This window comes from Nocardioides immobilis, assembly GCF_003515065.1.
Lineage (GTDB): Bacteria > Actinomycetota > Actinomycetes > Propionibacteriales > Nocardioidaceae > Nocardioides > Nocardioides immobilis.
Genome location: NZ_QXGH01000018.1, coordinates 93,316 through 106,233, shown reverse-complemented (window position 1 = coordinate 106,233; position 12,918 = coordinate 93,316). Strand labels below are relative to the sequence as shown.

Here is a 12,918-nt window from a genome sequence, read left to right as displayed (position 1 = left end):
TGCGGTCACGCAGATATCAGGTGGGAGTCAGAATGAAGCGGTTGTTCGGAGCAAAGTCTGGGCGCAGGAAGTCGGCGAGGTGGAGTGCAGTCGTTGCGGTAGTGGCTGCTCTGGCGTTGGCTGGCTGTGGGTCGTCAAGCGCTGGTGACAACTCCGGTGGCAGTGGCTCGGGGAATGTCGATGAGGATGCGCTGGATGAGTTGTTGAGTCAGGAAGTCGAGCTGCCGTATCCGACGTCTCCGACTGATCTGGGTGGTGATCGGAACATCACGTACATCGCTAATGGTCTGGCCGCTGGCGGCAATGCGGAGGTGGCCGAGGCGCGCGCGGAGATCTATAGGAAGTCGGGGTGGACGATCGAAGGCCCATTGGACGGCCAGTTCACCCCGAGCGTGCAGGCGACATTGGTCGAGCAGGCGGTGCTGAAGGGCGCCGATGGGATCATCGTGGACTCGATCTTCCCGTCCCAGGCGCCGGCTGCGTTCAAGTCGGCCCGTGACGCGGGCATCCCGATCGTGTGCACCCATTGCCAGCCGGAAGAGTCCGGTAACGACGTCTACATGATCCAGCCGAGTGCGGAATCGTTGACCGAGCCCCAGATTGCGCTGGTTCTGGCTGCAGTGGGCAAGGACGACGCAACCATCGTCGTGGTGGGTGCGGAGTTCGATAGCAGCAAGGCTGTCGCCGAGTCTCAGCTGAGGCTGCTTGAAGAGCAGTGCCCGGGTTGCGAGATCGCCGACATCACATTCCCGACTTCCGACTTGGGCCAGCCGACGTCCCCAGCCTTCACGAACTTGCTGCGTGAGTACCCTCCCGGTCAGCTCGACGCGGTGATCACTCCTTTCGCGCCTGCCACTACGGTGTTGCTCAACCTGGCTGAGCAGGCGGGTCGAGATGACTTCAAGGTCGTCAACACGTTCGGTGATGCGCCGATCTCGACCCAGATCAGGGATGGTGAGCGCGCTCCGCTGCTGTTCGGTGATTCCATCATCTCGCAGCTCTTCATCGGCTACGCGGTCATCGACACCCTTGCTCGAGTCTTCAACGGCGAGGAGGTGCCGGACTACAGCAACCTGCCGGCCGCGCCGATCGCGCAGCAGAACGCCGCTGACTACGTCAACGACGACGGATTGTGGGTGCCGGAGGACATGGAGAGCAAGTTCTTCGAGCTGTGGGGGCTCAACAACTGATCCTCGAGAAGGGCTGCGCCGGGCACACCTGTCTGGGGCGCACCGACAGTCACGGTGCGCCCGCAGGTGTTGGCGCAGCCCGGCATCGAGTGGATGACGTACGTAGTGCCTGACACGAAGATGCTTGCCCCAGCCGTGCGGGACCGCTTCAGCGATCTCCCCCTTGCCATCGCACGGCACTACACCGAAGCGGGAGCCACCAGGTCCGCGGCGGATTGGGGCAGAGCCATCATTGATGGCGGCATGTTGGCACCCAACATGTCCTGCAGGAGAGTTCGGGACGTGGCGCGGTGCGCGTCCTGCAGCTCGATCAGCCGGGCCGTGTCGCGCGCTTCGATCGCTTCGATCATGCGATCGTGGTCGACTGCGACATGGGAACGCCGCTCGGGGTTCGACAGATGCAGGGCGCGGTAAGGGTCAGATACGCGCCAGACCCGCTCGATCTCCTTCACCATGATCTTCAGGGCCGACCAACTGAAAATGGTGAAGTGGAAAGCCATGTTCGCCGTCATCAGGTCTTCGAGCGCACCCGCTGCCGCCGCGGCGCGGCAATCCTCGTTGGCGCGCCGAAGTTGCTCCAGAGCCTCCTCGGACGGCCATTCCAGAGCACTCAGAACTTGATGTTCGAGGAACGCCCGCATCGAGTAGTACTGCAGCAGATCCGCCGCACTCAGCTTTGCGACCACGTACCCGGCATTCGGTGTGCGCGTAAGGATGCCATCTGAGTGGAGGGCTCGCAGAGCCTCGCGCAGCGGAGTGCGGCTGACCTCGAGCCGCTCGGAGACGAGCCGCTGGTCGACCCGCTCCCCGGGGGAGAGCTCGCCGGTGCGGATCAGACGGTACAGCGCGTTGACCAGAGGGTCGTCACTCATGAGCAGGACTTTCTATCGCAGAGGTCTGACCGCGCGAATGATACCCGCGCTGGCATGCAGAATGACACGGACACGGCACACGCGCGGAGTGCGGTCCGTCAGGCTCGCACGTCAGTGCCGTTGGGTGACGCAGTTCGCCGTGCGAAAGCCGCCGCGATCTGCGCCCGCGAGGTGAATCCCAACTTGGCGAGGATGCTCTGCACGTGACCCTCCGCCGTGCGCGGAGAGATCACCAGGTGTGAGGCAATCTGCTTGTTTGTCTGGCCCTGCGCGACAAGCAGCGCGATCTGCTGCTCCCGCGCAGTGAGCGCCCATGTGTCGTCGTGCCTGAGCGGCTGCGATGACGTCGTTGACTCTTCGAGAGCAAAGGAGATCGCATCGCCGGCTGGGCGCCGGATTCCTTGGTTCACGGCGCGCTCGAACTCTCGAGACCCAAGCCGCTTCTTGAGTTCGGTGACCCTGTCGTGGTGCCAGCTCCGGAGTCCTTCCAAGCCAGCAAGCTGTGCTACCGCCACGGCGAGGCCGTTGCTGACGCCCATGAGCTCCGCCGCCCGCACGTCGTCACCCAGGTCCATTGCGGCCCAAGCGAGGAGCTCCACAGCGATGCTCATGGCGCCCACGTCATCGACCATCCGGTGATCCGCGAGGACACCTCTCAGTGTGACAACCGCATCGTCCTGACGACCCTCCAAGAGAGCGAGCAGACCCACGTAGAGTCGGGCCCAGGATTCCACCAGCTCTTCCCCGCACGCCTGGGCCAACTCGCATGCCTCGGTGAGTGTTTCCCTAGCCAAGTCAAGACTGCCGGCCAGGCAACCGGCCATCCCGAGAACCATGAGGGAAGTCGGGAGAACCGGGTTGGGAGCAGGTAGCTCCCGCTCCAATTCCACCGCCGCCTGGAGGTCGGAAATGGCGTCCTCCGCGTGCCCGCCGAACAGCCTGGCCATCCCCCAGACGAACTTCGCATGGGCGATGCCCGGCGCATCGCCCAGCGCGGCGGCCAGGCTGGCACACTCTTCTGCTCTCCGAAGCGCATGACCGTGGTCACCGTCCACCGCGGCCAGGCACCCGTCCACCCACAACCCGGTCACGCGGTCGCTACTCGCCTCCTGGGACACGGCGAGCAGCTCCCCCAGCCAGTGCCTTCCCTCCCGGCCGAGACCGCATCCAGTCCAGAACGTCCACATCCGACTGGCCATGTGAAGCCCCGCGGAGTATTCGGATCTGTCGCTCAGGCAGAACTCGAGTGCAGCTCGGAGGTTCGCATGATCGGCGGCCAGGCGCCGAAGCCTGCTCCATGTGGCCGGCGGCCATGCGGCGCCAACAGGATCTGCGGTCATCGCTGCGAAGTGGTCCCGATGCGCGGAGCGGACAACTAGCTCATCACCCAGCGCGCGCAGCCGCTCGCTGCCGAACGCCCGAATCGTCGCCAACATCCGGTAGCGGTCGGCGTCGAACGCGACGATCGACTTGTCGACGAGCTCGGTCAGGGCGGCTTCGACCTCAGAGCACGGCATGACCCCGTCTGCACACACGTCGAGCACGGATTCCAGCGTTGCCCCACCTGCGAACACCGACAGCCGCGACCACAGCAACCGAGCCGGCTCCGAGCAGAGCTCATAGCTGTATTCGATGGCCGCTCGCAACGTGTGGTGTCGGACCGGCGCGGACCTGCTCCCGGTCATCGAGAGCACGGGGAGCTGGTCGTCCGGACGGTCCGCGAGGACCTGCAAGGGAATCGCCGCCGTCCGCGCAGCCAGCAGCTCGATCGCCAACGGTAGCCCGTCGAGCCTCCGGCACAGCCTTGCCACGTTCTCGGCGTCGATGTCACCGATGCCCGGCGACCTGTCCGCGTGGAGCGCAGAGGCCCGATCCACGAAGAGTGCGAGCGCGTCGTACCGAAGGATGTCGCCGGGCTGCAATTGCACGTCCTCAGTGGGCAGCGGCAGCGGCGGTACGACGTACACGACCTCGCCGTCCACGCGCAGCCGCTCTCGGCTGGTCGCTAGCACCCGCAACCCCGGGCAGCGTTGCAGCAGCGTGGTGACGAGATGGGCGCACGCGTCGGCCAGGTGCTCGCAGTTGTCGAGGAGGAGCAGGAGCTCCCGGTCGGCAAGCTGTTCGGCGACTTCGTCGACTCCTGCCGAGGCTGAACCGCTGATGCTCACCGCCGACAGCACCATCGTGGGCAGCAGCTCCGGCGTCGCAAGGTCCGCCAAGGTAACGAGGCGTACCCCGTCGGCGAACGCAAGATGCACCTGGCGTGCGACATGGATCGCCAGCCGCGTCTTGCCGACACCTCCGACACCGGTCAACGTGACCAGCCGGGACTCCGTCATGAGCCGCTTCACGGCGGCAGTCTCGGCTCGTCGGCCGATGAATCGGCTCAGATCAGACGGCAGGTTCTCAACACGCCTCGTCGCAGTGCTCGCCATTCAGGACCGCCTCGCCACCCCTACCACGGTACGCGGCGGCAGGAACGACAAGTTGGCCGGCCGCAGCCACCGAGCACCCGGAGGTCGGGCCCCGCGCAGGTCGCGATCGGGTTGCACATCACGTAGTGGAATCCCGGGGCACGTAGACAACCACGTAATTCCAAGGTGGCTGGGCCAGGTCGGCATGCGCACGATCGTCTCATGACCCTCGAGCTCCACACCGAGAACGATCGAGGGCCACACCGGTTGAGGCAGGTCCTGCTTCAGCTCATCTGGATCGATGAAAGGCGTGCATGATGCACCACTGGACAGCGGCAGTTCGTGACAAAGACGTGGATTTCCTTCTGGTGGCGATCACCTTGGGAGGTGGGACCGTCACCCAGAGCCGACCCGACATTGCCGGCAATGTCGAGATCACCTACGTGATGGGCGGCGCTGGTTCGTAGACGACCGTCGGACCTGGACTACACGTATCGACCGACGTCTCCGTCTAGCAACCGCGCCACGGTGCGCCGGCGGCGGCTCAGCGAGTCGAGCAGGATGCAACAGGCGCGCGCCCCGCCGCGTTGGGCTCACCGAAGGCGGGCTACTTAGGGCTGTACTCCACAGGAACGGTGGTATACATTTCTGCGTGCACGATTCTCGACTCTTTCATCAGGATCGACAGCACGGCGGTCCACTTGGCAACGGCGATGCGCTGCCAGGCTGCCCTAGGACGAATGGAGCAATCATGCCCCTGACGGATTCGCAGCTGACTGAGCTGTACGACAAGGTGACAGAGCTGCACGACAAGCAGGCGCTCCACGAGAATCTGATGCTGTATGTGAGGGGCGCGGACCGGCACGACCGCGAGCTCATCAGGTCGACCTACTGGGAAGACTCGTGGGATGACCACGGTAGCTACGTCGGTTCCGGCCATGGCTGGGCCGACGAGGCCGTCAGCTACAACGACAAGGTCCACAGCTGCAATCACCACGTCTCCAACGTCCTCTGCGAGATCGACGGCAACCAAGCCAAGCGCGAGAGCATGTTCCTCGTTGTGGTCCCACAGAAAGAGCCCGACGTCACCATGTTCTTGGGCGGTCGCTACCGCGATCTGTGCGAGAAGCGAAACGGCGTATGGAAGATCCTTCATCGCACCTGCGTCTGGGACTGGCTCGACATCAAGCCGATCAACTCGGATTGGGACTTCACCGTTCCCCCCGTGACCCACTGGGGAGCCTGGTACCCCAACGACCCGATCTATCTCGACTGGGTCAAGAGCCTCCCCACCGAGCGCTCCCGATAGTCCTGAGCCCAGGCTCACGAGTCGGCCGGGATCGCACGTGCAGAGTCGGTTTGGCCGAGTTGGGCCCGGCGAAGGCGATGGGGACGGCTCTGCGCCGTAGGCCAGCGCTTGCCGGTTCGGCCCGCTTCGCGCCGTTAAGCACCATGTGCCACCAGCTCCCATGCACGAGCTGGGCACAGCGGGGCTGGACGGCTTCGACACCGCCCACGTCGGTTCGCCGCCCTCGCGCCGCTGGGTTCCGCTGAAGTGGGCATGTTGGCCAGCCCCTCCTCGCCTCCCGAAGGCAGTGCCGTGACGACAACCGTCGCCCGTTCGCACTACCGAGTTACCTTTGCGGTCCTGACCGTCTCCGTGGTCGCGTTCGCGCTGCTCCAGTCGCTGGTGACCCCGGTGCTGGCCCAGCTCCAAGAAGAACTACACACCGACCAGTCCACCGTCACATGGGTGCTGACCGCTTATCTGCTGTCGGCCTCGGTGTGCACTCCGATCATGGGCCGCATCGCCGACAAGGTCGGCAAGGGGCGGATGCTTGTGGTTGCCCTCGCCGCGCTAGCCGTCGGGTCCCTGGTCGCTGCCCTGGCTGGAAACATCGGCACGATGATCGTGGCCCGTGTTGTCCAGGGCATCGGTGGCGGCGTGCTGCCGATCTCATTCGGGATCATCCGCGATGAGTTCCCGGAGGCAAAGATCTCCGGTGCCGTGGGCGCGATCGCGTCACTTGCCTCCGTCGGAGTAGGAGTCGGCCTTGTGGTCGCGGGTCCGATCGTGACGTTCCTCGACTACCGATGGCTGTTCTGGCTCCCCATGATCCTCACCGCACTCGCAGCAGTGGCGGCCCGGCTCTTCGTGCCCGAGTCGCCGGTGCGCACGCCCGGCAAGATCAGCGTGCTGCCTGCCGTACTCCTCTCTGCGTGGCTGGTGGCACTGTTGCTCGCGCTCAGCGAAGGAGGCGCTTGGGGCTGGTCCTCGAAGCAGGTGCTTGGCCTGATCGCCGCATCCGTCGTGCTCGCTATCGCTTGGATCGCCGTGGAGGAACGCTCAGACTCTCCGCTCATCGACATGAAGATGATGCGTCGCCCGGCGGTGTGGACGACTAACCTCATCGCATTGCTCATCGGCTTCGTGTTCTTCGCCACGTACGGCTTCCTGCCGCAGTTCAGCCAGACCCCGTCATCATTCGGCTACGGGTTCGCCGCCTCGATCAGCCAGTCGAGCCTGATCCTCCTGCCGTCGACCGTGACGATGTTCGTGATGGGGATGTGCGCGGCGCCGATGGCACGGCGCATCGGTCCGAAGTACGTCGTGGTGCTGGGCTGCCTCATCACCGGCGGGGCCATGGCCATGATGGCGTTCGCCAACGAGCACGAGTGGCAGCTGTTCGTGTCGACGGCGATCATGGGAGTCGGAATCGGCCTGGTCTTCGCCTGCCTGTCAAGCCTGATCGTTGCCGCCGTGCCTCCCGAGCAGACCGGAGTCGCCAGCGGCATGAACGCGAACATCCGGACGATCGGGGCCGCCCTGGGCGCCGCGATCATGGCGACCGTCGTCACGAAGAGCACCTTCCCCGACGGGGTGCCCCATGAGTTGGGCTACACCCATGGCTTCATCATGCTCACGATCGTCATGATCGGCGCGGCGGCCGTGGGGTTGGCCATCCCGCGGGTCGACCGCACCGCCCTTGAGGAGCACCTTGCGGCGAGCCCCAGCATGCCCAGCTCGGGATGGTCGCGGGCGGGACGCTCATCGGCGACAAGGCCGAGTAGCCGCCGGACTCAGACTGGATCGAACTCGATGCCTGCCGATGTCACACACGATGAGCGTCCACGTCCCGACGATCATCAACGGCGTGCTGATCATCTTGTTCCCACCTCGTGCCGGCCAGGCATCGTCGGGTGGCTGCACGGCCTGAGGGCAAACTCATCCGGCGGCTGGAGGCCACCGCCGCCGAGACCGGCTGACGCTCGCTCCGCACCCGTTCCACGGCTACCCCACCACCCTGAGGAGACACAGAGCAATGGACATCAGCCTATCCATCCGATTCGACGACTCGAATGACATCGCCGACCTGCCCGACCAGGCGAAGCTCATCGAGGACCTCGGCTTCTCGACCATCTGGTATCCCGACCACCTCGTGACGTTCGAGCAGTACTCGCCGCAGTGGCCCTACCCGTACACCGCCGACGGGACCCCGACCTTCGGCACGTCGCTACCTTGGTTCGACGCGCACGTGGTGCTGACGGCGATCGCCGCCCACACGTCGCGCGTACGCCTTGGTGGGGCCGTCATGGTGCTGCCGCAGCGCAGTCCCCTGCGGACGGCCAAGGAGGGTGCGACGATCGATCACCTCTCGAAGGGGCGGTACAACCTTGGCGTCGGGGTCGGCTGGTCGGGCGACGAGTACGCGGCGCTCGGAGTGCCGTTCGAGCGTCGCGGTGCTCGGGCCAACGAGTACCTAGACGTCATCAAGCTCCTGTGGAGTGGCGAGGCGGTCACGATCGACGGGGAGTTCGTCAGCCTGAAGGGTGCCGTCATGCGCCCGCCGCCCTACGGCGGCTCGCTGCCACCCATCTACGTCGGCGGCGAGAGCGCACCGGCCCTCCGACGCGCGGCGAAGCACGCGAACGGCTGGGTGAGCGGTGTCATCGGCCTGGAGGAACTCGCGGCCACGATCAAGCGCCTGGACGCTGCGTGCGAGGCCATCGAGCGTGACCCGTCCGAGCTGCAGCACGTCTGGACGTACATGTATACCGACGCCGAGCTCCTGAAGCGGGAGATGGCCCAGGCCGAGCAGCTCGGCCTGCACGAGCTGTGCCTGGCGGTGCGCCGCAAGCATCACCCCGGCAAGAGCACCGAGGAAATCATCGCCGAGATCGCGCAGGTGTCGGGCACCGAGCGCGCGGCGGGCGCCTAGCCCGCACACGTCGCCGGACTCCACCGGAGTCAGGATCTCGCCGACCGATGCAAAGGAATCAAACGATGGATGATCCCGGACCGGGCCGCAGCCCTCGCCGGCTGGAACAGTGTGCGGACCAGCTCGAAATCCACGAGCTCAGCTACCGATACGCGCACGCGTCCGACCAGCATGATTACGAGCTGCTCAGCACGGTGTTCACACCCGACGGCGTCCTAACCTACGAGAACTCCTGGACAGACCCCGAGAACCCGACTGTCGCGATATTTAAAGGCACCGAAAGCCTCCGCACGATGCCGAAGCCACCGCTGTCGCGAGGAATGCATGTGGCAACGAACATCATCGTGGACTTCGGCAAGGACGACGCGACCGGCTCAGTCTATTTCGTCAGATTGATGGCGGATGCAGACCGCGGTCACCGCGTCAGCAGCTGCGGGCTCTATTGGGACCGGTACGAGCGCACCTCGGACGGTTGGCGGATCGCCTACCGCGAGGTCCGGCCGTTCCCGCCTTCGGGCGCGACTGCGTCATGGTTCCTTCCGCCGACGAAGTAGTGGACGAGGGGTTCGTCGGCGCCACTTCAGCGCCCCTTCGAGACGTCCGCCCCCATGCTTGTGGTGACAGGCAGGGATGAGGCCGAGCGCGGCGAAGCCGACGCCATGGGCGAGCTCGTCGACGACGAGATGATGCACGCGCGATCCCGCGCGGTTGACATGCATTCTGTCATGCAGTTCGATATGCACATGACGAGACGAGTGGCGATTGTGAACTACACCGGCGGATACGTCGGCCCGTCCTTGACGCGTGCCCTGGCGCGAGAGCACGACCTGGTCGTAGGTGACCCCGCTCCGGGACTGGTCGACGAGCTGGAGTCGCTGGGGGCTGCGGTGGAGGCCGTTCAGAATGTCGCCGACCTCTCCGATCCCGACGCGTCGCCACGACTCGTCGGCGCCGCGCTCGAGCGGTTTGGTCGCGTGGATGCGACCGCGATGTTCGGAGGCGGCATGCGGCCGGCGAAATGCGGATCGGGCGTCAACACGTTCGCCCCGTTCGTGGAATCCTCCATCGAGGACCTGCGCGTCCATCTCGCCGAATGCGTCGAGGCGCCCTACAACTTCTTGCAGGAGATCCTCCCGGTGATGCTCAAGCAGGGTAGCGGCCAGATTCTGATCTCCACGAGTGCCTTCGGCGCGAGGCCGGTGCCGGGGTCGTCGTTGTATTCGACGGCTCGGGCCGCGGGGACCATGCTCATGCGCAACGTGGCCGCCGAGGTGGTGGACAAAGGCGTGCAAGTGAACTCCATCGGGCCGATGTGGTTGGACGGGCCGGAGAATCTTGCGTCGTTCAACGGTGATCGCGCCCGGATGGAGGCCGAGGTGCCGATGGGCAGGCTGGCTCAGATGGACGAGCTCGCTCACCTCGCGATGTCTTTCCTGGACGGTAAGTCCACCTTCGTGACTGGCCACTTCGTTCCGTTTGCTGGCGGATGGGCATGAGCTCACCGGATGGATCGCTGTCTCTCGTCGCTACCTACCCTGTGAGGCCGTCACCATGACCCACGCTCCGCCGACGAACGGATCCGCTGAGCCGCGCAACGTCATCGTGATCGGTTCCGGGCCGGCCGGTTACACCGCCGCCGTCTACGCGGCCCGCGCCCAGCTGGCGCCCTTGGTGTTCGAGGGGTCGGTGACCGCCGGTGGCGCTCTCATGAACACCACCGAGGTCGAGAACTTCCCGGGCTTCCGCGACGGCATCCAGGGTCCCGCGCTGATGGACGAGATGAAGGCGCAGGCCGAGCGGTTCGGCGCCGAGCTCATCGCTGACGACGTCGTGGAGGTCGACCTCACCGGCGACGTCAAGATCGTCCGGACGGCCACCGACACCTACACCGCGCGGTCGGTGATCCTGGCGACCGGATCGGGCTACCGCAAGCTCGGGCTGCCCCAGGAGGACACGCTTGCCGGGCGTGGTGTGTCGTACTGCGCGACCTGCGACGGGTTCTTCTTCCGCGAGCAGCACATCGCGGTCATCGGCGGCGGGGACTCCGCGGTCGAGGAGGCCACGTTCCTGACCCGGTTCGGCTCGAAGGTCTCGCTGATCCACCGCCGCGACACCCTTCGCGCGTCGAAGATCATGCAGGAGCGCGCCTTCGCGGACCCGAAGCTCGAGATCATCTGGAACGCCGACGTCGCCTCGATCAACGGCTCGGAGTCGCTGGAGTCGATCACCCTGCGTGACACCGTCACCGGCGAGACCCGCGACCTGGCCGCGACCGGCCTCTTCATCGCGATCGGGCACGAGCCGCGCTCGGAGCTGTTGAAGGGCCAGGTCGACCTCGACGACAACGGCTACGTCCTCGTCAAGCACCCGAGCACGGCGACCAACCTGTCCGGGGTCTTCGCGGCCGGCGACCTGGTGGACCACCACTACCGGCAGGCGGTCACCGCCGCCGGCACCGGCTGTGCGGCCGCGCTCGACGCCGAGCGCTACATCGCGATGCTCGACCACGCCGCGTCGTCGGCCGGCTCGGTCGAGGCCACCGAGGCCGAGGTCGCCGCCAGCGCCGCACAGGCCTGAGCCGGAACCGTCTCGCCAGAACCTCAAGACCCCCCGCTGATCCACCGAAGGGAAGAACCGTGGGCAACATCCCCGCCGTGACCGACGCCGATTTCGACGCGCAGGTCCTCAAGTCCGACAAGCCGGTCCTGGTGGACTTCTGGGCCGAGTGGTGCGGGCCCTGCCGCCAGGTCGCCCCGATCCTCGACGAGATCCACGCCGCTCACGGCGACAAGATCACGATCCTGAAGATGAACGTCGACGAGAACCCGGTCACCCCGGCCTCCTACCGCGTCACCGGCATCCCGACGATGCACATCTACCAGAACGGCGAGCTCGCCAAGACCATCGTCGGCGCCCGCCCCAAGGCCGCGATCCTCAACGAGCTGGCCGACTACATCGCCTGACGTCTGGCGGCACCGCCGCTGACGCCACCATGCGCTGGCCGATTCAGTCCAGGCGACGGTTGACCGGTGATTCCTTCGTGCATACAGTAATTAAAACCATTTGGGATGCTCGGCCGTCGTAGGCTCGAGCGAAGACCCCATTCCGGTACATCAGAGGAGAGGCATTCGTGCTGTTAACCGAACCGATCGAGGACATGACCCGCAGTCTCGGCTTCGCCGACCTGCTGGCGGTTCAGGATGGCGCTGCGGACCACGTCGAGAAGTTGCTCAACACCGCCTGGGGCAGTACCGACTCTCGGCGACTGGTGGTGTGCTGGATTCGGATGGCGATGTTGCTGCAGGACCAGTCGGCGATCGACGCCGGCCTCACCTACGGCCGGCGGATCGGGATGGAGGAGGCCAAGCTCGCCGCGGTGTCGGACTGGCCCACTCACGAGCTCTATGACGCCGCCGACCGCGCGAGCCTGCAGCTCGCCGAGCAGATGGTGATGGACGTGACCCTGGTCGAAGCCGCCGACATCGAGGCGCTGAAGACCGCGGTCGGCGATGCGGCCACCTTCAACACCGTTGCAGCCCTGTCGGTCTTCGACCAGTGCATCCGGCTCCGCATCATGGCGTCGGCTCTCGTAGTGGAGGTAGAGAAGTGAAGCAACACCGACTGGTGCCGCCGGTTGCCAAAATCGAGCCGGTGACGGATCTGTTCGCTGCGTACAGTCCCGAGCTGGGCGAAGTTCTCTTTAGTGAGTTCTCTGTCTTCGCCATGGGTCTGCACTACTTCGACCGCGAGACGCGAGAGGTCGTCCGGCTTCGCTGCGCCCGGGTCAACGGGTGCGACCTGTGCAAGTCGCAGCGCTGGGTGGACGACAACGGCCTTCCGATCTCCCAGGAGGTGTCGGCGGCCATCGACGCGTACGAGTCCGCGGATCTTCCTGAGGAGCAGAAGGCCGCCTTGCGGATCGTCGACGCGTTCCTGAACAACCCGTCGGCCGCCGCGGACCAGGGGTTCCGGGCGCGCGCCTACGAGCACTTCGACGCGAGCCAGATCCTCTCGCTGCTCCTCGACAGCATGAAGTGGAGCGCTGCGAAGATCGGGGTGGCTCTGGAGCTCGACGAGCCCAACGGCAGCGCCATGTACTTCGACGAAACCGGCGCCCAGCACATTCTCGCCTGACTCACGAACGCCTGCCCCGACCGCTCTCGCCGGCCTGCGTCATACGCGACGTGCGAGCCTCCTGCGGACGGCTGAGATCGCCGACCAC

At 65.6% G+C, this 12,918-nt stretch carries 13 protein-coding genes; 11 read left to right on the top strand and 2 right to left on the bottom strand.

Translation table 11 applies throughout. The features are described 5' to 3' along the window. The first annotated feature begins 101 nt into the window (after positions 1–101). Positions 102–1,190, top strand: coding sequence for a sugar ABC transporter substrate-binding protein (locus D0Z08_RS15110; RefSeq protein WP_182481320.1), 1,089 nt, complete (start codon positions 102–104; stop codon positions 1,188–1,190). 179 nt (positions 1,191–1,369) lie between these two features. Here the strand turns inward: D0Z08_RS15110 and D0Z08_RS15105 are convergent, their stop codons facing one another. Beyond that, positions 1,370–2,062, bottom strand: a complete 693-nt coding sequence (locus D0Z08_RS15105; RefSeq protein WP_118926077.1) for a GntR family transcriptional regulator — start codon at positions 2,060–2,062, stop codon at positions 1,370–1,372. Between the two features lie 98 nt (positions 2,063–2,160). Beyond that, a complete protein-coding gene (locus tag D0Z08_RS15100; RefSeq protein ID WP_182481319.1) occupies positions 2,161–4,413 on the bottom strand; it encodes an ATP-binding protein in 2,253 nt (750 codons plus the stop codon). Between the two features lie 377 nt (positions 4,414–4,790). Between D0Z08_RS15100 and D0Z08_RS32145 the strand changes: the two genes are divergently transcribed. The 10 genes from D0Z08_RS32145 (at position 4,791) to D0Z08_RS15055 (ending at position 12,830) form a co-directional block, all read left to right on the top strand. After that, complete coding sequence (locus D0Z08_RS32145) at positions 4,791–4,943, top strand: hypothetical protein (RefSeq protein WP_182481318.1); 153 nt, start codon at positions 4,791–4,793, stop codon at positions 4,941–4,943. Between the two features lie 284 nt (positions 4,944–5,227). Further along, complete coding sequence (locus D0Z08_RS15095) at positions 5,228–5,785, top strand: nuclear transport factor 2 family protein (protein ID WP_118926075.1); 558 nt, start codon at positions 5,228–5,230, stop codon at positions 5,783–5,785. A gap of 390 nt (positions 5,786–6,175) precedes the next feature. Further along, complete coding sequence (locus D0Z08_RS15090; protein ID WP_245993982.1) at positions 6,176–7,840, top strand: MFS transporter; 1,665 nt, start codon at positions 6,176–6,178, stop codon at positions 7,838–7,840. Beyond that, positions 7,800–8,696, top strand: a complete 897-nt coding sequence (locus D0Z08_RS15085; protein ID WP_118926074.1) for a TIGR03619 family F420-dependent LLM class oxidoreductase — start codon at positions 7,800–7,802, stop codon at positions 8,694–8,696. The genes D0Z08_RS15090 and D0Z08_RS15085 overlap by 41 nt, the downstream gene beginning before the upstream one ends. A gap of 65 nt (positions 8,697–8,761) precedes the next feature. Continuing rightward, on the top strand, positions 8,762–9,250 hold the full coding sequence (locus tag D0Z08_RS15080; RefSeq protein WP_182481317.1) for a nuclear transport factor 2 family protein: 489 nt from the start codon (positions 8,762–8,764) through the stop codon (positions 9,248–9,250). A gap of 54 nt (positions 9,251–9,304) precedes the next feature. Continuing rightward, positions 9,305–10,192: an SDR family NAD(P)-dependent oxidoreductase gene (locus D0Z08_RS15075; protein ID WP_118926072.1), complete on the top strand. Its 888-nt coding sequence runs from the start codon at positions 9,305–9,307 to the stop codon at positions 10,190–10,192. 55 nt (positions 10,193–10,247) lie between these two features. Next, positions 10,248–11,273 carry a thioredoxin-disulfide reductase gene (trxB, locus tag D0Z08_RS15070; RefSeq protein WP_118926071.1) on the top strand — a complete coding sequence of 342 codons (1,026 nt, stop codon included), beginning with the start codon at positions 10,248–10,250 and terminating at the stop codon, positions 11,271–11,273. A gap of 59 nt (positions 11,274–11,332) precedes the next feature. Beyond that, positions 11,333–11,659 (top strand): thioredoxin, encoded by a 327-nt coding sequence (trxA, locus tag D0Z08_RS15065; protein WP_118926070.1) that lies wholly within the window; start codon positions 11,333–11,335, stop codon positions 11,657–11,659. Between the two features lie 167 nt (positions 11,660–11,826). Continuing rightward, positions 11,827–12,306, top strand: a complete 480-nt coding sequence (locus D0Z08_RS15060; protein ID WP_118926069.1) for a carboxymuconolactone decarboxylase family protein — start codon at positions 11,827–11,829, stop codon at positions 12,304–12,306. A gap of 41 nt (positions 12,307–12,347) precedes the next feature. Continuing rightward, entirely contained in the window at positions 12,348–12,830 is a 483-nt protein-coding gene (locus D0Z08_RS15055; protein ID WP_147381435.1) for a carboxymuconolactone decarboxylase family protein, read from the top strand. The last annotated feature ends 88 nt before the right edge of the window (positions 12,831–12,918 follow it).

What these genes read in the sequence shown, in the direction of transcription:
- D0Z08_RS15080 (WP_182481317.1), top strand. Translation starts at nt 8,762, where the DNA reads ATGGATGATCCCGGACCGGGCCGCAGCCCTCGCCGGCTGGAACAGTGT.
- D0Z08_RS15075 (WP_118926072.1), top strand. Translation starts at nt 9,305, where the DNA reads ATGCTTGTGGTGACAGGCAGGGATGAGGCCGAGCGCGGCGAAGCCGAC.
- D0Z08_RS15105 (WP_118926077.1), bottom strand. Translation starts at nt 2,062, where the DNA reads ATGAGTGACGACCCTCTGGTCAACGCGCTGTACCGTCTGATCCGCACC.
- D0Z08_RS15095 (WP_118926075.1), top strand. Translation starts at nt 5,228, where the DNA reads ATGCCCCTGACGGATTCGCAGCTGACTGAGCTGTACGACAAGGTGACA.
- trxB (WP_118926071.1), top strand. Translation starts at nt 10,248, where the DNA reads ATGACCCACGCTCCGCCGACGAACGGATCCGCTGAGCCGCGCAACGTC.
- D0Z08_RS15085 (WP_118926074.1), top strand. Translation starts at nt 7,800, where the DNA reads ATGGACATCAGCCTATCCATCCGATTCGACGACTCGAATGACATCGCC.
- D0Z08_RS32145 (WP_182481318.1), top strand. Translation starts at nt 4,791, where the DNA reads ATGATGCACCACTGGACAGCGGCAGTTCGTGACAAAGACGTGGATTTC.